Annotated in this window: 20 protein-coding genes and 2 pseudogenes; 5 read left to right on the top strand and 17 right to left on the bottom strand. The window is 52.8% G+C overall.

All coding sequences use genetic code 11. The features are described from left to right. Window positions 1-42: 42 nt before the first annotated feature. The 5 genes and pseudogenes from ET464_RS11290 to yyaC all read right to left on the bottom strand — a co-directional run bounded on the left by ET464_RS11290 (window position 43) and on the right by yyaC (window position 5072). Window positions 43-1722, bottom strand: coding sequence for a histidine kinase N-terminal 7TM domain-containing diguanylate cyclase (locus tag ET464_RS11290; RefSeq protein WP_129440940.1), 1680 nt, complete (start codon window positions 1720-1722; stop codon window positions 43-45). Between the two features lie 92 nt (window positions 1723-1814). Beyond that, a pseudogene (locus ET464_RS11295) lies at window positions 1815-2995 on the bottom strand (class I SAM-dependent methyltransferase). An 11-nt stretch (window positions 2996-3006) separates the two neighbouring features. Further along, a complete protein-coding gene (locus tag ET464_RS11300; protein ID WP_129440942.1) occupies window positions 3007-3666 on the bottom strand; it encodes a DUF6483 family protein in 660 nt (219 codons plus the stop codon). A 14-nt stretch (window positions 3667-3680) separates the two neighbouring features. Continuing rightward, window positions 3681-4526, bottom strand: coding sequence for an alpha/beta fold hydrolase (locus ET464_RS11305; RefSeq protein WP_129440944.1), 846 nt, complete (start codon window positions 4524-4526; stop codon window positions 3681-3683). Window positions 4527-4538: 12 nt separating this feature from the next. After that, window positions 4539-5072 carry a spore protease YyaC gene (gene yyaC / locus ET464_RS11310; RefSeq protein WP_244226508.1) on the bottom strand — a complete coding sequence of 178 codons (534 nt, stop codon included), beginning with the start codon at window positions 5070-5072 and terminating at the stop codon, window positions 4539-4541. A gap of 169 nt (window positions 5073-5241) precedes the next feature. Here yyaC and ET464_RS11315 point away from each other — a divergent pair, with 169 nt between their 5' ends. Next, window positions 5242-5466 (top strand): DUF1128 domain-containing protein, encoded by a 225-nt coding sequence (locus ET464_RS11315; RefSeq protein WP_129440948.1) that lies wholly within the window; start codon window positions 5242-5244, stop codon window positions 5464-5466. Between the two features lie 142 nt (window positions 5467-5608). On the opposite strand, the gene ET464_RS11320 is transcribed toward ET464_RS11315, so the two are convergent. From ET464_RS11320 to ET464_RS11335, 4 genes are all read right to left on the bottom strand, one after another. Next, complete coding sequence (locus ET464_RS11320; RefSeq protein ID WP_129440950.1) at window positions 5609-6070, bottom strand: hypothetical protein; 462 nt, start codon at window positions 6068-6070, stop codon at window positions 5609-5611. Between the two features lie 177 nt (window positions 6071-6247). Beyond that, a complete protein-coding gene (locus ET464_RS11325; protein ID WP_129440952.1) occupies window positions 6248-7831 on the bottom strand; it encodes a UDP-glucose--hexose-1-phosphate uridylyltransferase in 1584 nt (527 codons plus the stop codon). 19 nt (window positions 7832-7850) lie between these two features. Next, a complete protein-coding gene (gene galE / locus ET464_RS11330; RefSeq protein WP_129440954.1) occupies window positions 7851-8843 on the bottom strand; it encodes a UDP-glucose 4-epimerase GalE in 993 nt (330 codons plus the stop codon). Between the two features lie 41 nt (window positions 8844-8884). Continuing rightward, window positions 8885-10057, bottom strand: a complete 1173-nt coding sequence (locus tag ET464_RS11335) for a galactokinase (protein ID WP_129440956.1) — start codon at window positions 10055-10057, stop codon at window positions 8885-8887. A 200-nt stretch (window positions 10058-10257) separates the two neighbouring features. Between ET464_RS11335 and ET464_RS11340 the strand changes: the two genes are divergently transcribed. Both ET464_RS11340 and ET464_RS11345 read left to right on the top strand, forming a co-directional pair. Next, window positions 10258-11118: an AraC family transcriptional regulator gene (locus tag ET464_RS11340; protein ID WP_129440958.1), complete on the top strand. Its 861-nt coding sequence runs from the start codon at window positions 10258-10260 to the stop codon at window positions 11116-11118. Between the two features lie 46 nt (window positions 11119-11164). After that, window positions 11165-12397 carry an NAD(P)/FAD-dependent oxidoreductase gene (locus ET464_RS11345; protein WP_129440960.1) on the top strand — a complete coding sequence of 411 codons (1233 nt, stop codon included), beginning with the start codon at window positions 11165-11167 and terminating at the stop codon, window positions 12395-12397. A 112-nt stretch (window positions 12398-12509) separates the two neighbouring features. Here the strand turns inward: ET464_RS11345 and ET464_RS11350 are convergent, their stop codons facing one another. Further along, the gene (locus ET464_RS11350) at window positions 12510-13034 is read right to left on the bottom strand and encodes a general stress protein (protein ID WP_165279982.1); all 525 of its coding nucleotides are present in this window, start codon (window positions 13032-13034) and stop codon (window positions 12510-12512) included. 190 nt (window positions 13035-13224) lie between these two features. On the opposite strand from ET464_RS11350, the gene ET464_RS11355 reads away from it, so the two are divergent. Then, window positions 13225-14382: a magnesium transporter CorA family protein gene (locus ET464_RS11355; protein ID WP_129440964.1), complete on the top strand. Its 1158-nt coding sequence runs from the start codon at window positions 13225-13227 to the stop codon at window positions 14380-14382. Window positions 14383-14429: 47 nt separating this feature from the next. Here the strand turns inward: ET464_RS11355 and ET464_RS11360 are convergent, their stop codons facing one another. Together ET464_RS11360 and ET464_RS11365 are read right to left on the bottom strand one after the other, a co-directional pair. Further along, the gene (locus ET464_RS11360; RefSeq protein ID WP_129440966.1) at window positions 14430-15404 is read right to left on the bottom strand and encodes a Gfo/Idh/MocA family protein; all 975 of its coding nucleotides are present in this window, start codon (window positions 15402-15404) and stop codon (window positions 14430-14432) included. 95 nt (window positions 15405-15499) lie between these two features. After that, window positions 15500-16479 (bottom strand): annotated as a pseudogene (locus ET464_RS11365) (cation diffusion facilitator family transporter). Between the two features lie 238 nt (window positions 16480-16717). Between ET464_RS11365 and ET464_RS11370 the strand changes: the two are divergent. Next, window positions 16718-17566: a lipase family protein gene (locus ET464_RS11370; RefSeq protein ID WP_244226509.1), complete on the top strand. Its 849-nt coding sequence runs from the start codon at window positions 16718-16720 to the stop codon at window positions 17564-17566. Window positions 17567-17580: 14 nt separating this feature from the next. Here the strand turns inward: ET464_RS11370 and ET464_RS11375 are convergent, their stop codons facing one another. From ET464_RS11375 to ET464_RS11395, 5 genes are all read right to left on the bottom strand, one after another. Continuing rightward, a complete protein-coding gene (locus ET464_RS11375) occupies window positions 17581-18279 on the bottom strand; it encodes a lipase family protein (RefSeq protein ID WP_129440968.1) in 699 nt (232 codons plus the stop codon). A 56-nt stretch (window positions 18280-18335) separates the two neighbouring features. Then, on the bottom strand, window positions 18336-19742 hold the full coding sequence (locus ET464_RS11380) for a glycoside hydrolase family 26 protein (protein WP_165279983.1): 1407 nt from the start codon (window positions 19740-19742) through the stop codon (window positions 18336-18338). Between the two features lie 185 nt (window positions 19743-19927). Continuing rightward, window positions 19928-20137, bottom strand: a complete 210-nt coding sequence (locus ET464_RS11385) for a hypothetical protein (protein WP_129440972.1) — start codon at window positions 20135-20137, stop codon at window positions 19928-19930. A gap of 279 nt (window positions 20138-20416) precedes the next feature. Beyond that, on the bottom strand, window positions 20417-21352 hold the full coding sequence (locus ET464_RS11390; RefSeq protein WP_129440974.1) for a TRM11 family SAM-dependent methyltransferase: 936 nt from the start codon (window positions 21350-21352) through the stop codon (window positions 20417-20419). 15 nt (window positions 21353-21367) lie between these two features. Further along, window positions 21368-23164: an FTR1 family iron permease gene (locus ET464_RS11395; RefSeq protein ID WP_129440976.1), complete on the bottom strand. Its 1797-nt coding sequence runs from the start codon at window positions 23162-23164 to the stop codon at window positions 21368-21370. Window positions 23165-23172 lie beyond the last annotated feature (8 nt).

The following is a 23172-nucleotide window of genomic DNA, read 5'->3' on the forward strand; positions in this document are numbered from 1 at the left end:
CACGAAAAAAGACAGCCCGGATCGAAGGGCTTTTCCGGGCCGTCATGCCATCTTGCGTTTCACAATTCGGTTTCTCCCGCTGAATTTGGCTTCATATAGCGCAGAATCAGCCTGGTTCAGCAGCACATGTATAAATGCTTTATGATCCGTTATAAATGCAATTTCCCGGCTTTCGATCGAAATAAGCCCGATGCTGATCGTGACGGAAATCGGCAGACGCTCGGCATCTATGGCCAACTGGTTGTTTTGTACCGCTTCCTTCATCCGTTCAGCTACAAATTCCGCTTGTTCTTTCGTTGTGCCCGGCATATAAATTGCAAATTCTTCTCCCCCGTAACGGGCAAACACATCCGTTGCTTTCAGCGTGCCGCGGACCGCTTCCACTGTGGCGCACAGCACCTCGTCGCCGACCAGATGCCCATACGTATCGTTAATCGTCTTGAACAAATCAATATCCAGCATAATGATGGAGAACGGTTCCTTTGTTTTGATGCTTTGGGCAAGACCTTCCTCCATCCGCTCCAGCAAATGACGGCGGTTAAAGCAGCCGGTCAGGCTGTCCGTTATTGCCATGTGCTCCAGCTTCCGGTTCGCTTCGGATAACTCCTGCTGAATTTGCATAAGCTCCCGGTTACGCTCCTGCAGCAGTTCATTTTGCGTATTCGTTTCTTCAATGAGGAGCCGCAGCTCCGTGACGTCCTGGAATGTAATGAGCCGGCCGATCGTCTGTTTGCGTTTGTTCCGGATCGGCGCCGACTGCATCAGCAAATAGCGCAGCCCGTCCAAATAGGCGCATAACTCAAGCTCCAGCCGTTCGCCGGGATTTTCGGCTTGTTCTTTGAAAAAGGCTACAACCGCCCGCTTGTCCGCTACCCGAAGACGCTCTGCCATCGCAAGCGGGTCAAATTTGTCGCCGATTCTTAAACGATAGAATGGCCGGAATATCATATTGGCGTCTACGATAATATCATGCTCGTCCAATACAAGAATCCCGCTGGGCATCGTGTTCATTACGTCCCGCTGGGCGATTTGAATAATATCAAACACTTTCTGCCTGGTCATCGCATGTACAAGGTATAAGGAGACCACTGTAAGGCCGATGGACAAAAGCGGCTTATAGCCGCTGATGTTATGGAGCAGATAGCCATTCACAATGAGATCCGCCGCTCCGAACAATACAAGCGCGGCAAGGCCGTTCGCCGCGGTGCGGATCATCTTTTTGTGCGGATCGGTTAACGCTTTGCGGAACGTATACGCCATAATGACAAAAGATACCGCTAAATATAACGCAATTTCTGCAAGCATCGCCCAATAAAGCGGGCCGTATTTCAAAAAGCCGGTTTCCGCGGAACGCGTGACAAACCAGCCTTCGGGATTCGCAATTACAGCTGCCGCACACAATACTGCCGGCAGAGAAAAAGCGATCAGCCGTTTTCTTTTTACAATATACGGCTGACCGGTTAAAAATATCGTGAAAACAAGCCAGCCTACGCCAAGTAACGTCAACCCCGCGTAGGCAACGGAAAGATAAAAAAGCCTAACCTCTGTATTAGGCGTGGATGTTTGCGAAATAAACTGAAAAAAGGGCCATATCATAAAAATGATATGCAGCATTAAATAGATTCGGTGCAGCTTCGTAATGGAGCTGAAAGCAAACATATAGAAGAATAAGCCAAGCAGCCCGATAAAAACACTAAAGTCCAGCCACATCTTCCAATTCAATAAGGCTCACCCATTCGTCATTAGCCATCTTCTTCCATTATAGCAAAATATATTTGGGCAGACAATTAGCGAATAGGAATATATTCATAGTTTCATTCGCTTTTTATAGGCCAAAGGTCTGATAACGTTCGTTCAAGGTATGGCGAGATATGAAGGAAATCACGAAAACGGGCATATTCGTCCCATTTTTCCTTCGATACCCGCTCAGTTGTCCGTACAGCCCGGATGAGCAGGTTTTTAGGCGTATGCTCGGGATCTACAAATTCCAGCATATGAACTTTGTAGCCAAGCACTTCAAGCAAAGCGCCTCTTGCCGCATCCGTTGCAAGTGCAGAAAACCGTTCTTTCAGCAGGCCCTGGGAAAGAATCGGCGACAAAGCATCGCTGCTGACTTGGCGGAACAGTTCATGCTGGCAGCAAGGCACCGTCATCAGCACGGAAGCCCCCAGCCGACCGCTTTGGCAATCGCCGCATCCGTCGCTGTGTCGCAGGCATGCAGCGTAACGACCATGTCGGCAGCTTGCAGCTCCTCGTATTCCGCTATATCGCCGACCAGGAACCGCAAGCGGCTGTAGCCAAGCGTCTCCGCTAACCGTTGGCAAAATTCAATCACATCTTTTTTCAAATCAAGCCCGATAATCCGAATATCCCGCTTCTGTTCAACGGCCAGCAGATGGTACAGCGCAAACGTCAAATACGATTTGCCGCAGCCAAAATCTACAATCGTGATTTCGCGGTCTGCCGGCAAATGCGGCAAAACATCGGTTACCATCTCCAGAAACCGGTTGATCTGACGGTATTTATCCTGTTTTTTGGCATGGACTTTGCCGTCGGGCGTCATAATGCCCAGCTCCACAAGGAACGGCGCAGGCGCTCCTTCTGCAAGGATCCGGTTTTTTTGCCGGTTATGCTGGAGGCCGCCTGCCGGCGCTTTGCCGGTCGGCGGCTTGCGGAGCAGAGCGGCTTTGCCTTTTTTGCTGATCAGCAGCTGCACATCGGCTTCCGCCGTCTTAAAAAGCGCCTGGCGGTATTGGGAAGCGAGAAGCTCCTCCATCCGTTCAGCCGCTTGCTGCTGCGCAAGGTTTTCGTGTGTCACCTTGTTTGTATAATGAAACTCGAATTGATAATAAACGTCGTTTTTTATTGCAACAGGGCGGATAACCGTCTTCTGCGGCGCCTCCGCTTGTTTGGTGCGCAGCTGGCTTAGCGTCGCCTGATACAGCTCCCCCGCTTCCATCCAGCTTTCAACCTGCTGCTGCCATGCTTCGTTCATAGCTGCCTCCGTCACCCTTTGTTGTTGTACTTCAGAACCAGATCGACGTATGCCGCATCCACTTCGTCGCGCGGAAGGCCGCCTTCTTCCAATGTATCGTCATCAATAAGCCGGATCCGGCTGTAGAAAGAGCCAATGACCTGCCAATCAATTCCTTCATCCTCCAGAAGCTCATACAGCGTATTTTCCGCCAGGTCGTACCGGCCTGTCGCTTCATGCCATTCCGCTTCCAACATCCGTGTCTGGATCGGCAGTTCGTAATCGCTCAGCTTGTCCAGCAGCTCGCCCGCTTCTTTTGCAGAATCGGCGATTGCCGTCGGGGCATCCAGCAGCGTCAAGCGCATAAACAGCTGCAGCGCCTGCAGCTCGCGCGTATACGCTTCATTTTCTTGCCCCAAATCTTCATATAATTCGCCCTGCTGCTTAAACAAGAGCGCAATCGCTTGGAGCTGGTCGGTTTGGACAACGCCGTTCGTCGTCATAACGGCAACCAGGTCTTCATCGGACAACGAACGGAGCAGCTTGGAGCTGAGTCCAAAATCTTTGTCCAGCAGATCGTCAATCAGCTGGATCGCTTCCGCCTGCTTCTGCTCTTTTCTCAGCTGCATAATTTGGCCTGCCGCTTCCGTCATTTGCTCGATCATCCGCATAAAAAAATCCCGTTGAAACATAAGTTTTCCCCTCTCTATTCGCGCCCCGCAAATTGCCGAATCGCTTCGGCCAGCTTCCCGGGTTGCTCGTACATGCCCATGTGGCCTGCTTGTTCAAGCAGTACCTGCTGTACGTTATTGCCTTCTTTCATAAAAGTACGCTCAGGCGGAATAACGCCGTCATGCTTCCCTGCCGCAAGCAGGATCGGAAGCGGCGAATTCTGCAGCGTGCCGGTACGGTCCGGCCGTTCCTTCATGGCCAGCGCCGCCTGCTCGACCCCCGCTGCGCTTGTCTCCCGCCCGATGGCAAGCGCCTGCTCCACAGCGAAAGGCAGACGCTCCTTGCTTCCCGGGGCAAACAGCTTGGGCACAAGCCCTTCCACAAAAGCGGCGACGCCAAGGGTGCGTACCGTCTCTACCGCTTTATCCCGGCCGGCTTTCGCTTCCGGGCTGTCCGGCAGCGGCGTCGAATGGATAAGCCCGAATCCGGCCAGCTTGCTCGCATATTTATCGGCGAAAGCGAGCGTAATATACCCGCCCAGCGAATGGCCCAGCAAAAATACAGGACCAGGTTGGAGCTGCTCCAGCATCAGAGCGACATCGTCCGCATAACGATCAATAGAAGGAGCTTCCGTACCGGCGATGCCCGATCGTCCATGGCCTCTCAAATCAGGTGCGATGACACGCAGATGCGGCTGCAGCAGCGGCACGACCTGTTCCCAATACGCTGAGCTGCCGCAAAAACCATGGAGCATGACAACCGCAGGCTTCTCGCCGCTCTTACCGGCATGCGTTTCTGGATGAACATCGGAATCATAATAAGCGATTGTCAAACCGGTTTGAAGCGTCATCCGCTCCGTTGCAATGGATACGTTGCTCATCTTCAGCACTCCTTACAGCCATTGGAATTTCGTTTCACGCTGCGCAGCAAAGGGCTGCGCGCCCCAAGCCCGTTCAATGGCATCCGCTGTAAGCTTCGCCATCTGGAGGACTTGGTAAAGGGAAGCCGTCTGCAATACCCAATACGGCTTCGGGCCGTTCTCGCCGACAATGCCGGCAATGCTGTAGTGGCCGGCCGAAGGCAGTCCAGCCTTGGTCGCTTCGCCCGGCTTCAAAGCGCCTGGCGTACATATATACTTGCCCGTCGAACCAGGCTTGCCCAAGCAGGCATCTACCGCGATGATAACGCCGGCATTAGCCAGCGAATGCACCGCCGTTTCATATGACAAAGCATCACACGGCTGCTCCAATGTGCCGACGACGTTCGGCCACCCTCGTTCTTTCAGCATCATTCCGACCAGAGGGCCGTAGCTGTCGCCCGTCGAACGGTCGGTGCCGATGCATAAAAACGCGACGGCACTGCGGTCGGGATAACCGTCCGCTATCAGCTCCAAAAAAGCAAATAAGCCGTTTTGATCCGTTTTCACTTTTTCGATTACCTCATGCAACAAGTTTTACTTCATTGTATCGGATTTGAACCGCAGGTTCAATTTGTGGTGCAACCATAGCTATTATGTTACAATGTCCGCATCAGCCGCGGTTATCCGCCGGCTTAGGGCATACGGCAAAGTCGTAATGAAACAGGAGGATCTATCAATGGCCAATTTGGATCAAGCAACTCGCGAGAATGTGGAATTTATGATCGAAGGAATTAAAACGAAGCTGAAAATGGCATCCGCCGCAGCTATGCAGGCAAGCCACTTCGACCTGAAGCAATATGAAGATATTAAAGACCTGTACGAAGTGGTCGTATCGAAAGAAAACTTCAGCATCAGCGAAGTGGAGGCGCTTGTTTCCGAGCTCGGCAAACTTCGCGCGTAACGAAATGATAATTTCGTTCTTTTTTTAAAGAACTAATTACAAAATATTACAAATTGAAACATTAAATCATTTAACCGGCAAAACCGGTTTTACAACGAAATGCCTCCTGCCGGATAACCCGGCAGGAGGCATTGTTCTGAAACTATCCGTTTTCCGGTTCCTCTTGGCCGTCCTCTTCCAGCGACGAAGGCTCAATGGATAAATGAATCGTCATCTGTTTGGATTCACCGTTCAAAAAATTCGCCAGCCGCTCCAGCCGGTCGGCAAGTTCCGGTCCGCTGAGCGTCGTGTTCAGCTGATAGGAGAAACGGTCTTCCGGCAGCTTGCCGCTTGGGCTGTAGCCCCGGTTCCAAGCCGCTTCACGCCCGCTACCCGTTTGGGCAGCCGGATCGTTAACCGGATAAAACTTATCCGATTTGTTAACGACTCTTTCATAAATGCGCAGCTTTTTCAGCAGCATGTAATATTGGGCGGAATGTTTAAAATTCCATGCTTCGCGGATATCTTTCAGCGTGTAATCCATTTTCCATCTTTTTAATTTTTCAACCTGCTCGTCGGCGCTAAGCTGTAAAAAATCGTCTAACGGTAAAATTTTCTCGGACATCTTGATCCCTCCGATTTTCATAAAGACCGTACAATAATAACTTCTATCATTAAATAAAAATCGAATACTTTACAATAAAAAATACCATAAAATTGTACTGTTTTCAAATTATTTTTACTATTAAAACATTAAAAAACCGCTTCGTCTTTGTCATACGAAACGGTTTTTTAATTCATTTTATTCAGCCTGCAAACCGCATGCTTCCAAAAAGCGGCAGAATGCTTCCAATCCTTGCGGCGTACGTTTGTAAACACCGGCATCTTTAAGCACTTCCAGGAATTTGCCGCCTGTTTCTTCGCGAACAAACTGCATCGCTTCATCCATGCTGTTAGCCGTTCCGTAGGCAGCCAGCAGCCCCTTGATCCAGCCTGCATGCTGATGAAGCGGATGCGATGCATCCTGCAGGGCGGATTCATCCCAGACCGGCTGGCCGGTCAAGTAAGACGCAATGCGCTCCAGCTCCGATTTCAGCCGTCCCGGCAATACAGCCAGCCCCATCACTTCGATCAAGCCGATATTTTCCTTTTTAATATGATGCAGGTTGCTGTGCGGATGGAATATTCCATGGGGGTGTTCTTCGCTTGTGCGGTTGTTGCGCAGCACAAGATCCATCTCGTATTCGCCATTATCCCGCAATCTGGCGATTGGCGTAATCGTATTATGCGGCGTACGGCTCCCGCCGCTTTCCGTATACGCATAAATGTCCGCCTGCTCGTCCGAATAACCGCGCCATGCATCCAGCAGCCTGCAGGACGCCCGGTATACTTCGTCCTTCGAGTTGCCGTTTATCCGGACGACCGACATCGGCCATTCTACGATGCCAAACCGGATGTCCGGCATCCCCGGGTCGGTATACCTGGCTCCGACCGGCGCTGTTTCCATCGGGAACGTATGGCGGCCGCCTTGAAAATGATCGTGGTTTAAGATCGATCCGCCAACAATCGGAAGATCCGCATTGGAGCCGACAAAATAATGCGGAAACTGTTCGACAAAGTCCAGCAGCCTTGCAAACGTGTTAGGGGTAATCGCCATCGGCTCATGTGCGCCCTTCAGCACAATGCAGTGTTCGTTGTAATAAACGTATGGCGAATATTGAAAATACCATTGCTCGCCCTGCAGCGTCACGGGCAGCACGCGCAAGTTTTGCCGGGCAGGATGATTCAGATGGCCCGCATACCCTACGTTATCCGCACATAGCGGGCATTTTGGATAATGCGCCTGCGGGAGCGTCTTCAGCAGCGCAATTTCTTTCGGATCTTTCTCCGGTTTTGATAAATTAACGGTAATTTCAAGATTGCCGTATTCCGTTTCTTTGAGCCAATACAGGTTTTTGCGGATCCGGTCCATCTGAATGTAATGCGAGTCGATATTAAGCTGATAGAAGCGGTCTGTCGCTGCCTTCATGCCCTGCTGAGCGGCAGCCGCCGCGAAAGCGGCTGCCGTTTCCGAAGGGCGCGGCAGAAGCAGCCCCATGATGCGCGCGTCCAGCAAATCGCGGTAGGTTGCCGTTGATTCCGGTATTAAGCCAATCGCAGCTCCGTAATCAAGCAGCGGCTCCAGCAGTGAAACCGGATTGTCCAGTTCCTCTTCCGGCACTTCTCCTTCATAAGGCTCCGCAAAACGGAACAGGTCGAGCAGGCTGTTGCGTGCCGCGCTTTGATCAAGAGGCTCGATCAGTCCGCGCTGCAAGGCGAATTGGACGAGGCGCTCGATGGCTAAAAGCGCTGGCTGCGGCCCGTCCGGTATAGGTAAGTCGACCATGATGTTGTTGCCCCTTTCGCTACTGCTTGTCGTTATACCCCTTTGGATTCGCGCTATGCCAGTTCCAAGCGCTGCGGATAATATCCTCCAGCTTGTTGCGGTGCGGGTTCCAGCCCAGCTCTTTGCGGGCGCGTTCGGAAGATGCAACAAGCACAGCCGGGTCGCCTGCACGGCGCGCTTCAATTACCATCGGAATTTCCCGTCCGGTTACGGACCGGGCGATGCCGATTACTTCTTTAACCGAAAAACCTTGGCCGTTGCCCAGGTTGTACACCGCGCTGTCCGCTCCGCTGCGGAGGCGGTCCACCGCAAGCACATGGGCGTCAGCCAGGTCGCTGACATGAATGTAATCGCGGATGCAGGTGCCGTCCGGTGTCGCATAATCGTCGCCAAACACCGAAATGTGCGGCCGCTGTCCAAGTGCCGCTTGCAGCACGATAGGGATGAGATGCGTCTCCGGATCATGATCCTCGCCGATTTTGCCGCTTTCGTGTGCGCCGGCCGCATTGAAATAACGAAGCGAAATAAATTTGATGCCATGCGCGACGTCAAACCATTTCATCATTTTTTCCATTGCCAGCTTCGTTTCGCCGTAAGCGTTCGTCGGAACGGTGCGGTCAAATTCGTCGATCGGAACATTTTCCGGCTCGCCGTAAGTTGCTGCCGTAGAGGAGAAGACGATTTTTTGGACGCCGTATTCATTCATTTTCTCCAGCAGGCATAACGTTCCGTACACGTTGTTATGGTAATATTGGCCCGGCACCTTCATGCTTTCGCCTACAAGCGAATTCGCGGCAAAATGGATCACCGCGTCAATGCTGTTTTCTTGAAATACCGTATCCATAAATGCGGAATCGCGCAGGTCCCCAACATACAGCTTGCCGCCTAATACCGCCTTGCGGTGGCCTTGACGCAAGCTGTCTACCACTACAATCTCTTCTCCGCGTTCCAGCAGCGCCGCCACTGCATGAGAACCGATATAGCCGGCCCCTCCCGTTACCAATACAGCCATGATTGACAGCTCCTCTCCAAAGTAGATGTTATCTATTCTATTTAAACAAGCTCTTCTACGCCGTTACCAATACTGCATACATAGAAATCTGCGGCCAGTCCGGTCGCTTCCCCATAAGCCTTGCCGACCTGCTCAATAAACAAGCCGACGCTGTCCTCATGGACAAGCGATACGGTGCAGCCGCCGAAGCCTGCTCCGGTCATCCGGGAACCAAGCACGCCCGGAATTTGGCGGGCTGCGTCTACCATCGCGTCCAGCTCTTTGCCCGTTACTTCATACAAGTCGCGAAGGGAATCATGCGAGCCGTTCATCAGCTTGCCGAAAGCGGCCAAATCGTCAGCCTTGAGCGCTTCCATGGATTGCAGCACGCGACTGATTTCTTCAATGACGTGCTGGGCGCGCTTACGGACCGTTTCGTCCGCAATCAGATGTTTATACGCCTCAAACTGCTCCGGGCTTACCTGGCCAAGCAGCGAAATGTCCGGCAGCGCGGAGCGCAGCGCTTCCACCGCCTGCTCGCATTCGCTGCGGCGTGTGTTGTACGCCGAATCAACAAGTCCGCGGCGCTTGTTCGTGTTGCCGATAACCAGCTTATAGCTGCCCGGCTTGAACGGCACAAGATCGTATTCCAGCGTATCGCACATGAGCAGAATCGCATGGTCCTTTTTGCCGTTCGCTACCGCAAACTGATCCATAATGCCGCTGTTAACGCCAACAAACCGATTTTCTGTCCGCTGGGAAAGAAGCGCGATTTCTACTTTGTCCGCAGGCTGCCCTTCCATCGCAAGCAGCGCATAGGCGGTGACGACCTCGATGGATGCGGAAGAAGACAAGCCTGCTCCATTCGGAATTTCGCCGTGAAACAGCAAATCGTACCCTTGCTTGAACACAAGCCCGGATTTTTGCAGCTCGCTGGCAATGCCTTTCGGATAATTCATCCAGTCGTCGCCCTGGTCGTAGACGATATGTTCCAGTTCAAATGTGCCGGCAGCCTCAAAGTTCGTCGTTGCAAGAGCAAGCTTACGGTCAAGGCGGGGACGGATAAGAAGTGTCGTTCCGAACGTCAGCGCCGCCGGGAACACGTAACCTCCGTTGTAGTCGGTATGCTCGCCGATCAGGTTTACACGGCCTGGAGCATGGAATACGCGAATCCCGTTATCCCCGCCGCCGTGGTGCTGTATAAATCGCTGTGTCAGCTCTTGGATGTCAGCCATTTGCTATCACGTTCCTTTATAGATATGGGATTGGTTGTTTTTTCTGCTTCAGTATATACGAACGATCACGAAAACAAAATGGCTGAAAGTGCTCATCATATGGATTTATGTGACTTCATGCTTATAAAGGGATATGCTATATTGGTACCAAAATGCCGTATGAAGGCAGAAGACTTCAATTGCGAAGCAGGTGTAAACGAATGTCTGTAACAGAAACATACACGGTTGCATCCAATCCCGTTATTGACCGGACCGGGCCGGTCAATGTGCTGTTCGCCGGTGAAAGCCAGACTGTGCCCGGACACCGGCGCGGACCAAAAGTATACGATTTTTTTCTGATGCATCATGTTCTATCCGGCAAAGGAACGTTTATATGTGAAGGAAAACGTTATGAACTGCATGCTGGCCATACATTCCTGATTAAACCCGAGCAGCTGGTCAGTTACGAGGCGGACGGCGTGAATCCTTGGCGTTACCGCTGGGTGGCGTTTCACGGCGGCTTTGCTCCGCAGCTGGTAGAGGAAGCTGGTTTTACAGGCAGCACGCATACGGCCGATACCGGGCACAGCCGGCGGACCGCAGTGCTGTACGGCAGCATCATCCGTACGTTCCGGGAAGGCGGTCCATCGGCCCATTTGCAGGCGGCAGGTTATATGCACCTGCTCTGTGCCCTGTATGCTTCTGCAAGAGGAAACGCGGCAGCCGAAACGATCCGGACAGCTGAAGGGGAAAGCGAAAAGCTGTTCCGCCAAATGGTTCATTATATGTCTACCCAATACGCCCAGCCTGTCTCGATTGAGCAAATGGCCGAGTCGCTTGGCTACAGCCGCGCATACTTATCCCGCTTATTCAAGCAGCGGACCGGCGACTCGCCGGTTACTTTTCTGCTGAAGCTGCGCATCGATAAAGGGCGGCATATGCTGCGCGAGCGACCTGAACTAACCATCGAACAGGTCGCTGCTTCGGTAGGGCTGCAGGACGCGCTTTATTTTTCCAAACAGTTTCGCCGGTTTTACCATCAGTCCCCGACTGCATACCGCAAAGAAATGCTAAGCCTGTAATTGGGCCGGCCCCTCCTTGGATATACTACGCGGAGGGAGTGATATCATGAGCAAAAAGCTGCATAGCGGCAATTTGTATTGGCCGACAACGATGTCCGGCGAAGCGGCATATCCGGGCGTCCAAACCGATATACAGACACAGACGGTTATTGTCGGCGGCGGAATGTCCGGCATAATGTGCGGGTATATATTCGCCAAAAGCGGTATTCCATGTGTTGCCGTTGAACGCGGAGCCATTGCCGACGGAAGTACTTCAGCCAATACGGGACTGCTGCAGTTTTCCAACGATATTATGCTGTGGGAGCTGATCGAGCAGATCGGGGAACATGACGCCGTCGCCTTTTACCGCGCTTGCAAGACGGCGATCGAGCAGCTTGCTCGGGCGGCCGGCGATATTCCGGCCGATGTCGGCTTCCGGCGCCGCAGCAGCTTGTATTTCGCCAGCAGCGAGCAGGATTTGCCCAAGCTGAACAAAGAGTTCGAGGCGCTGAACCGCAGCGGCTTTGATGTTGAATATTGGCAGCCCCGGGATATCGCCGCCCGTTTTCCTTTCTCCAAACCGGGAGCAATTGTGACACATGGCGATGCCGAAGTTAACCCTTATCAGTTTGTGCACGGGCTGGCAGGCCGGGCGGTGCAGGAAGGGCTGCAGCTGTACGAGCATACCGACATTGTTTCGCATGAAACCGGCCATGACGGCAAACATCGGCTGCTGACGGCAGACGGCTACACGCTTACCTGCGACCAGGTTGTTTTTGCGGTCGGCTATGAGCCGGAGGAGCTGAAAGGAAAGCTCGTAAAAGCGGAGCTTAACCGTTCGTTTGTAGCCGTCAGCGCTCCTCAGCAAGACTTGTCGCCTTGGCATGAGCGCTTTATGTTATGGGAAACCGCTAGGCCGTATCTGTATATGCGGACAACCGTGGACGGCCGCGTTGTCATCGGCGGCCTGGACGAAGAATCGCAGGCGCCGATCGAAGGCAAACATGCGCGCCAAAAGCGGACTGAAAAGCTGTATAAGCTGATTGCCGCTTATTTCCCGTCGTTTGACGCCCCGCTCGAATATGAATGGAGCGCCACGTTTGGCGAGTCAAGCGACAACCTGCCGTTTATCGGGGAAGATCCGCACCGGAGAGGCGTCTATTATTGCCTCGGCTATGGCGGGAACGGCACTGTGTACAGTACGATTGGTTCCTTGCTGCTGCGTGATCTGATTGCAGGCTACGATAATCCGCTGGCCCGCATTGTCGGGCTGGAGCGGGCCACGCTGGCGAAAGTTTAATGCCGGCCTGCTGACTGCTGGCTGACCGCTGCCGCCTACGCCAGCGGACAAACAACAAAAGGAACGAACGGCACTGAAATGCCTGGTCGTTCCTTTTGTTGTTTGTTCCGGTTTAGATTACGCGGGATGCACCCGCCTGGCGGAAGATGCCTTCCGCAATGCCAAGCCGGCTCAAGTCCGGCCCGCCGTCATGGTCAAACAATGTCGGGCTTTCATCCGACTCGACATATACAATCGTTTTCCCCGCCCGTATCTCATTGATGCATTGCTCCGCCTCATCATCACTCAGCCCAAGCGATTCCAGCGCAGCCGTAAAGCCGTCATGATCTTGTTTGTTCCATATGCCGTAACTGCCGTATACGGCGGGAACGCCGTTCCATGTCCCGGCTCCTCCCGGCATCGGCATAAAAGCGGCCAACGCGTAAGAATCGGTGATGTCCTTGCTTTCATAACGGGTTTCTGCCAGCTCCTGCAGCTCATCGGCATGAAGCCCGCTTTCATGCTCGATCCGGCGCGAATGTTCATCATCTTTTGCCACAATATGCATCTCGCCCGGCACGAAACCGTTCGTTTGCAAAAGCTGCACACAGTTAACGACCTGCTGCTCCGTTTGGAATATGCCTATTTTCCTTCTCATGCCCATACCTCCCGAAAAAAAGTGCTGCCTTGGGCAGCGCGCCTGACCTGCCGAAGGCGATTATGTGATTGGTATGCCCTATTTTTGCAAGAACAATCAGTTCTGCAGCACAGTTGTACAATGGACAATGTTCAGGTTATGATAAAAGATAATCATTGGAAAAAGTACGAGTTAAACAGGAGGCAGTACGATGATTCATCGGGTGCTTCAATTCGGAGCAGGCTGGGAATGGCATATGCTTCAGCCGCAACTACATATTGATTTGAACGGGCCGCTGCCCAAACGGACGTCAAGAGAGCCTGCGGCCGCAAGCACCGTCTCCGATCTGCTGGAGCAGCGGCGGGAGCAGTTCGAAGCCATGAATGCGGTAAAGCAGCTGTTGCCGGAATGCGCCGGCTGGCTGGACACCTGTCTCGGCAATACGTCCAACCGGATTACGACAGCCAGAACGCCGGGCATCGGACCGCATGTATACGGAACGGTTATTTTCCAAATATCCGAGGAACAGGACGATCTGCAGCCTTTGCACTTTTGGGCATCGGAAAAGCAGCTCGTTACCGTACAAACCGACTTGCGGCTTGGCATACGGATGCAGGGCGATGAAGAGAAAATGTCGCTGGAGCAAAGCTTATCCGCGCCGGAAGCTCTTATGGCCATATTTAGCGCCATCCTTCAGCCGTTTCAGGACGGGCTGGACGGATTCGAGCAGCGGCTCGGCGATTTGGAACGCTCGATGCGTTACCGTAACCGGACAAGCCTGATTGATATTATTTTCGACCGCCGGTATGAACTGCTGCACTGGAGCCATCTGTTTATTCCGATCCGGGAAATTCACAGCGCCGTGAAGGAAGCTTTTATGGAGCAGATCACAGGAACCGAAGGCTACCGGCGTATGACAGCCAAGCTGGATCGTATTGATTTGCTGCTGAAGCATTATACGATTGAAATGGATACGCTAATCGCTATGGATGATGCCATCTCCAGCTTTCGCGGCAATGATATTATGAAAACTTTAACGATATTTACGGCAATCTTTACGCCGGCAACCGTTGTCGGGGCGTTATGGGGCGAAAACTTCGACTTTTTGCCATGGACGCATGAACGATGGGGTTTTGCCGTTTCTACCGCCATTGTGCTGCTTATTACGATCGCCATTTACTTCTGGCTTTGGCGTAAAGGCTGGACCGGCGATATTTTATACGGCAAGCGCCGGCAAGCCTTCCGTATAAGCGCGGCGGCAAAACGTTCAAGGCGCAGGGCTGTACAGGTCTCTGCCCCGGACGAGCCGTCAGCAGCCATAAGCAGCGAAACATTGGATTTGCCGCTTAGCCGGTCGAAACGCAAATAAAAAAACAGAGGGTATCCCTCTGTTTTTTTATTTGGCAAAGGAAGCTGTTACAGCCTTACCGCCACCGGCTTGCCCGCTGCTGCGGATTCGTTCGCCGCCATTGTAACCCGATGCGTACGCCACGCATCGGTATAGGCAGAACGGATGCGCGAAGCATCCCCGGTACGGACCGCATGGAGAAATGCTTCATTCTCGCGCTCGTACGGATTCAGCCGGTTGATGTATTCGGTCTTTCGGCTCCCCTCCCAATCCAGCAGCCCGCCGTTCGACAGCTCCACAACGCCGGCATTCGTATAAATGTGAAGCCCTGCGCGGTGTCCGCCTTCAATAGCGCAAGTGTTCGATATAGAGGCTACCGTCCCGTTCGCCAGCTTAAGCGTTACCGTTCCGACGTCAGGCACCGTCACGCCTTCCGCTTGCTCCGCCATATACCGGCTGCCGTATGCGGCATACACCTCCGTAATTTCGCCAAGCGTATAACGGAGCAGGTCCACGATATGCGTCGTCTGCTCGACAAACTGCCCGCCGGAGCCTTCCATCCGCCGCCACCAGCCAACACCCGGCATCGAACCCATCCAATGGCCGGCTGCCATCAGCGGCGTTCGTTCCGCCAGCAGCTCACGGGCGCGGTCGGTACTTTCCATATAACGAAAATGATATCCTACCGAAGTAATAAGACCCGTCCGCTCAACTGCTTCCTTGATTTGATCCGGCTGCTCGTAATTGACGCCAAGCGGCTTCTCGACAAGGAACGGAATCCTCCGTTCAATAAGCGCCAGTTCCATACCGCCATGCGCAAAAGGCGGCACGCAAATATAGACGGCATCCGGCTTGCTGCCGTCCAGCATTTCTTCTATGGAAGCATAGCCTTTGGCCCCGCTGTATGACACTGCCGCTGCATCCGCTTTTTGCTGGCTTGTGGCACAAAACGCGGCAATTTCCACGCCTTCCATCGCAGCCAGCTTCTCCGCATGCATGCGGCCAAACCATCCCGTTCCGACAATACCGATCCGAATCGCCAAAGCTATCCCGCTCCTTTGTCCGCTATGGACGTATGGTTATACAAAAAAAGGCGGCGCTTCCCCAAGGCAGGGAAGCGCCGCCTGTCTTATGCCCATTATAACTGCGGCTGTACTTTAGCGTCTATACGGTTCCGGATTTGCTGGCCGTATTCGCCATGCGGGTGAATAAACACATTTTCCGTCTGAATTGTGGAATGGTGGATGCCGTATTTTTGCTGAAGCATCTCATTAATAGCCAAAATCGCGCAATAAGGCTGAATGCCCTCCCTGACGAATACATGGGCCGTAAGCGAATAATGGCCGCTTGCAATGGTCCAAAGATGCATCTCATGCACATCCTGCACCCCTTCCACCGAGCCGATATCGCGGCGCACCTCATCCAGGTTAAATTCTTCCGGCACAGCTTCCATAATGATCAGATAGCTTTCGCGCATAATTTTGTAGCCCCGGTAAAAATGATACCGCCGATCACCATGCTGATGATCGGATCGAGAATCGTAAAACCGGTGAAATAAATAATAACGGCCGATATAATAACGCCTGCCGAACTGAGCAAATCGCCAAAAAAATGCCACAGCGCGCTGCGCACGTTCAAGTTGTCTTCTTCCTTCATGCTGCGGCTTAACACAATCGTCAGCGTCAGGTTCACGATAAAACCGATAACCGCAATGGTCAGCATAAAGCCGAGCTCGACGTCCTGCGGATTCATCATCCGCCTGATGCCTTCCACCAAAATACCGATGGCGATTACCGCCAGCGCCAGCCCGTTCAGCATAGACGCAATAACTTCAAACCGTAAAAATCCGTACGTATATTTCCGGTTTGGCGCTTTCGTCGCCATATAGATCGCCGTCATACTAAGCCCAAGCGCCAGCACGTCGGATATCATGTGCATCGAATCGGACAGCAGCGCAAGCGAATGCGAAACGATGCCCCCGATCACTTCCACCACTGCAAAAAAGAATGTCAGCAGCAATGTAAACCACAGCGTTTTTTTGGACGCTTCCTGTTCTTTAACATGATTTAAATGATGATAGTCATACGGTGTCGCTTTTACCACTTTAGCGGCTTTCATCCCAAGTTCCTCCCCTAAATGTCAATGAGAATCGAAATCAACCCTCAAATAGCACGAAAGCTGCCATCAAGTGGCAGCTAATCCCATTTTGACGAAACATCCGTTTCGTTCAAATGATTATTTATTTATAATCAATATAATCTGGAACGATCCGTCCGTCAATTGATTTTCCCGAAAATAGGCTCACCTATTTCAGTTCCCAAACGCCCATTTATTCATAATATGGAATACGTACGATGTGTTGAAAGGGTTGATCGGACCGATGGGCAAAGAGAAGCGCACAATCATATCGCAGCCGATGGATTATCGCACCGCCATTTTCCTTGCGGCTGTATGCAATCAGGCCTACTTAAACACGATTAATGCAGACGGATCTTTCCTTGTCCCCAAATCTTATCATTTAGTGGGAGAATTCTCAGCGCAAAGCTACAGCGGATCCAATGAACGGTTTGGATTTATTTTGCAGTCGGAACAAGCTATTATCCTTGCGTTCCGCGGAACGCTGTCGGCTACGGATTGGGTAGCCGATCTGATTGCCCAGCAGGTTCCGTACCGTTTTGTCAAAAACGGAGGAGCCACACATAAAGGATTTACCGATTTATATTCATCTGCAAGGGATTCCATCTTGTCCGTGCTGGAAACCCTTCCAAAGGATAAGCCGCTGTTCATTACCGGACACAGCCTTGGAGGCGCGCTTGCTACGTTATCCGCTCTCGATATTGCGGTCAACAAACCGTTCGCGAATCCGCTTGTTTATACGTTCGGGGCGCCGCGCGTCGGCGATCCGGCCTTCGTCCGCACCTATAACAGCCAAATCGGGACGCACTGGCGCATTCAAAATGAGTATGACATTGTGCCCCATTTGCCGCCGCTTGTCTATCAGCAGCCCAACAAAGACAAAACGTATTACTACATGCATGTTAGAGGCGAAGTGATGCGAAAGTTCCGGATGGGCACGGTTTCCGGGAACCATGTCATCAGCAGCTACTTTATGGATCTGGCCAAAGAAGATCCGGAGTTTGCAGCAGCCGTATGCCTGGAGCCTCCCGGCTGGTGCCCGATCCCCGATCCGAAAGCAGCGCCCTAATTCCGTTAGGCCGGTCAAGCGTAAGCTGCTTCTTGCTGCAGCCAGCTGTGCATCCGGCCAATGGTTTTGTCGAGATTGCAAACCGCTTGCTGATCGATAAACGGTTCCGTATGCCGGAAATAATCGGCGTGTCCCCCAATCGTCGGGATGCCTTCCACATAACCGGGCGCATATTTCATCCGGTTCCAATAAGGCACAGCCAGCTTCGGCGATGCGGCAAATCCGCCCCAGCTTCCAATTTTCGTAATCGGATCGTTCGACCGCCCCTGCTTGTCAACCGAATGGAAATAGCTGACGCGCTGCTTGAAATCCGGATCAATCGGCATGCGGGGCGATCCTACCTGGACGACACGGAAATCGTCTGCCCCTTCCGCATGCAGCATTTTCGCCGCTTGGTAAGCCGCCGCCCCGCCTCCGCTATGGCCGATCAGCAAAAGCGGCTCGCCGCTGTACGTTTTGTTAATGTCGCGGAACGCCTGCTTTCCGCCAATCCGGCCAAACCCCAGCTTGCGGGGCAAATCGCTCCCCACTTCAAACACTTGCCGGACAAGCTTTCGGCTTGCATCCCCATACGGCAGCAGCATCTCGATGACCGGCTCGATGCCGTCCGAGCGGAACAATTGCTCCAGCTTTGCCATACATTCTGTAAAAATGGTCGGGCTTGTAGCCACGCCAGCTAGCAAATAAATGCGGATTTTTTTGACTGGCCCCATCCTGTATCCCTCCGTATAAATAAATGTAAGCTCATTATGCGGGGGAAAGCCTGCTTTCATGCAGTAATAACGATGTCATTTCCGCTTATTTTTACCTTGTATCCTAATGTTTCGGCTGTCTGTACAAGCGGCAAACCTTCATTGTCCCGTTTGACAGGACGGTTCAACCAATCTGTATAGCCGGAGCTGGCTTGCCAGCTCGTCAGCTTCCCCGCTGCGGTCCGTGCAGCTTCACCCGGCTGGCTGCGGCGCGTCAACCGGACATTGCCGTCCTGCAGCACATCCAGCTTCAGCTGCAGCAGCTGCGTAAACAAGCTGATATCTGCATAAATGACACCGTCAAGCTCCTCTATATTGCCGCGGTTTGTAAATGTCTGGTTCACGGTCGTTGCAGCGGTGCCGCCAGCGTAATAACCGCTCAAAAAATACGGGCTTGCGGTTGCAAGCTCATAAGCCCGCAATAGATCAGGCTCCGCCGTAATGGAATAATTATTAATTTTACGCCGCACATTATACTCGGTCAAATTGTTCACATCAAAATAGTAAACGGCTTTCACGCGAGGGTACAGCTGTTCCAAATGGCTGTATAGGCGCGAAATTTTGCCGGCAGCAAAGCCGGTGTCGCTTAAGCCGTCCGTCGCATTATAATGCGTCGCCCCGAACTCAGAAATTTGAATCGGCTTTGTGCGGCTGTACAAATTATAGACATAATCCAGCATCGCCAGCGGATCTTCCTGTCCGGCTGGACGTTTAATGTCCCCGTCATGATACTTGACGCTGTACATATTAATGCCAACCCAGTCCACATACGCGTCACCCGGATAAAAAGACTCGATTGGCTTCTCCGGCACGTTCAGCACCGTCCACACCATTGCAGCATTAGGCGCTTTGTCATGCAGAACGCGGTAGACAAGGCGCCATTTGTCAATATAGCTGTCCGGGTCGCTGCTGTACAACGTCCATGTGCCGTTCATTTCAGATGCGAACCGGATAAAGACGGGAACGCCGGATTTGCCGGCCGCTTCCGCAAATTGCCGCAAATAATTGTCGTCTTTCACCTGATCGAGCCCGTCGTTAGGCTCCCATGCGATTTGCGGGAACCCGCCGGCTGCAATTACTTCTTGCACCCATTCGGCCGGATAAGGCGAGCCGTAACCAACATATTTGAAGAAGCTGGCATGTTTTTTCCCGGTCAGCCGGTTGAATGTATCCATGTTTGCATGAATCGTCTGATCCTGGACAACATAAGCGCCAAGATAAGCGCCTTGTTCCGGCTCCCATTTCGCCAGCTGATAGCCGCCTTTGTCCTGGTAATACACCGTCCAGTTGCCCTCACGCGGCGTTTCATCCGCCACCGTCAGCGATGCCGCTTCTTTTGCCGCACCTTTATGAAGCAGCAGAAGCAACACTATGGCCGCACACAGCCATAGTGACGAACGGTTTAATTTCAAATAGCGATGCAAGGTTATGGCCCCTTCCCGGAATAGTCGTTACGATCGTGACGCCCTATTCTCCATCTTGAACGGCCCAGCCCTGATCTATACGCACACAGCAGGCTGCCGCCTGGCTGTAATCCCGGTAAACTAAAAAAGATGCAGGCTTATTAAAAGCCGTGCATCTTTCTAAACATGCCATAGGGGGCAGCTCATTAAACGCCCATTTTTTTACGCTGATTGTTTACTTTTTTGGTGTTTTGGCTCTTCAATACTTGCGTTTGCGTAGAACCGTTTTTAGCAGTCGCATCGTTTTGTTTCGATTGCTTCTTCTGGGCCAGCAGCTGCTTTGCCCGTTCCGCTTGAGACAGCTTCTTCGGCTGCTCCTGCGGCGTGCCCTGCTCATCATGTTGCAGCTCGGACATCGTTGTCACCTCACTTTATGTACAATAACTGTTGAATCTACAGATAGCATATATTACGACTCGATTACTCCGCAACATAAAAATAGCGGTCGAACGAGCCTGCTCGTTTATTCAGCCACGTAAATATGGCGAATAAATGAGCCTGCTCGTTTATTCGGCTACGTAGATATGGCGAATAAACGAGCCTGCTCGTTTATTCAGCCACGTAAATATGGCGAATAAATGAGCCTGCTCGTTTATTCGGCTACGTAAATATGGCGAATAAATGAGCCTGCTCGTTTATTCGGCTACGTAAATATGGCGAATAAACGAGCCTTTCGCAAGCTCACAGCCGTCGATCACGGAAAATCTGGCCTGCCGAAGTTCATCCGCAATCGGATCGGTTGCGATGACGACAGCTCTCGCAGCCAGCTTCCTTGCTCCGCGCAGCATCTCGAGCCGCTCCGCCGCCGGCAGCACCGAGCAGCGATTGTACGGCAAGTCGATGACTGCTCCGTCATAACTTCCGTGCAGCCCGCGCATGTCGCTTAGCGTGACAGGAATAGTATACCCAAAAAAAGCAAGATTTTCGCGTGCGCCCTGTACGGCAAGCGGATTGCGGTCATTGCCGTCGATCGTCAGCCCCATCGAAGCCGCTTCAATCAACACGGTACCAATGCCGCAGCACGGATCAATTAAACGCGGAGCGGCCAGGCCGGTTGCCGATACGGCGATAGATACTGCCGCACGGGCCGTCCGGGTGCCAAGCGCCGTAGAATATTGGCGCGGCTTGTTCTGGTTCCGCAGCCAAATCGCGTTGTTTTCTTCCAGCCGTCCGAACAGCCAGCGCCCTTCCCGCTTCGTCAGCCCAAACCAGGCTTGCGGCGAACGCATATCCGCTTTGCCCCGGATTTTTGAGCCGGCCAGCCGTTCCACCGCACGTTGTTCTTCGTAACTTAACGGATCATTTTCATCCGTTGTATAGCAAACGACTTTGAACGTGCCGCCGCCCGTATCCACATTTGTCAGCCATTCAACGAACGTCTCCAGGCAGCCGTCTCGTTCTCCCTGATGCGTCACCGTCAGCTTTCGTTTAATGAACGGGCTGCGGTTCACATCAAAGTCGGTGCCGCTTGCCATTGAACCGCCCTCCGGCTGCCGGCCGAACATCATCCGAAGCTCGAGGCTGCACAAAGGCCATTCGTCTTCATGGCATACATAGCTGTAAATATACATTATTGCCCCATTTCCTTATTCCGCTTTAACAGCTTGAGCCGCAGGACGATTATCCGAGCGTTTCCACATAAACCGCAATACGATATAAATCAATATGGCGAGCTGCGGTACGGTAGTCTCCCAGGTCGGATAAATACCAAGCGCCCCCAGCGTTGGCAGCATCTCTTCCGTATGCGACGGAATGGCCGATGCGACTTGCAGCGCATGGATGCTTTCCCCGACAAACCGAAATACGAGGTAATAGATTAACAGCGAAGCCGTCAGGAAAAAAGGTTTAATCGGCAGCCGTGTGCCGTACCTGATAATAAGAAATGCTAACACGACAAGTGCAACAAGCGCGCCTGCAATGCCGATAGCAAGCTGAACATAACTGATCGAAGAAGCCATGCCGACGTAGAAAATCGTCGTTTCCGCCCCTTCTCTTAACACGGCCAGCCCGGATACGGCAAACAGCGACCACAAGTTCCCCCTGGCCAAAGCGCCGCCCATTTTGGAATCAATGTATTTGTTCCAGCTGCTGATATTGGACTTGCTGTGCAGCCAGCTGCCTACCGTCAGCATCAGAATGACCGACACAAGGCCGGTTATCCCTTCAATAAGCTCCCGCGTGCTGCCGGCTACCGCTTCTTTAATAAGCAAAGTAAGGGCTGCTGCAAGCAGGCAGCTTAATATAATACCGGACCATACGCCGGACCAAATCCATCCCCGTTTCGACTCGTTGCCTGTTTTTTTCAAATATGCAAGCAGCGCCGCAAGCACCAGGATCGCTTCAAGCCCTTCGCGAAGCAGGATAAGGGCTGCATCCCAGGCGTTATAAGTCGTTTGCTCTGCCATCGGGCGAAGCTGATCGCGCATTTGGCTGATCGTTTGCTTCGCTTTGTCGGCCGACGGCGGGTCAGACAGCAAATAACCGGATACGGCCGACATTTCAATTTCGATTTTGTCATAGATGGCCGCAGAGCGGATTTGCACTTCCCCTTCCACCGACGGCCACTCCGAAATAAAGGAGGTCATCTGCCCGTTCGCCTCATCATATAAACCGGACTCAACATCCTGATAGGCTTTATTGAGAATGGCAATCAGCCCGGCGACCGTATTGCCCTCCTGCACCGGCTCTGCGGCGATTTTGCCGTTTTTATAATCCTGGATCAGCTGGATAAACTGCTGCGTTTCATCAAGCGCCTGCGGCGCGCGCGGCGGCTCCGCCTGCAGCGCAATCCGGATCATGCTCATATGAAGCTCCAGCTTCGCATATACCGCCGCATTCTCCGAACGGATCGGCGTTTCGATAGCTTTCCAGCCCAAATCAATTTCGTGCAGCGATGACAAGGCCGCCGCCCAGTCAGAAGCCTGCACGTTCTGCAGCAGCTTCTCCGCTTTCGGCAGCATCCCCGCCGCCGCAGCTGCTCCGCCGCCGGCATCCGCCTGCTTCAAGCTTTTGGCATAAGCGCTAATCGCCTTCGCCAGCGCCGACAGGGAGGCTTTCGCTTGATCCGGGTTGGCTTCCGCTTCTTTTAACGCCTTGCCGGCCTGCGCGACGGCAGAATCTACGTCCGCCGCTTCGGCGGAGCTTGACGGATGAAGCGACTTCCACAGCTGTTCCGTCTGCGCAATATCGTCCGAAACAGACTGCCAATTGAGCTGTCCGGCTTCAACGAGTGCCGAACCAACTAACGAAAGCATTTGATCAGCACCCGATGACTGATCCTGCGCCGCTGCCTTGCCAACAGGCTGGAAGGCAGCCAGGCTTAAGCACATAACCGTCAGCACTACAGCCGCTGTTAGCATTATGCGCTGTTTAAAGGTTCTCATCGTCTGTC

It is taken from the genome of Paenibacillus protaetiae, from assembly GCF_004135365.1.
GTDB classification, from domain to species: domain Bacteria; phylum Bacillota; class Bacilli; order Paenibacillales; family Paenibacillaceae; genus Paenibacillus_AP; species Paenibacillus_AP protaetiae.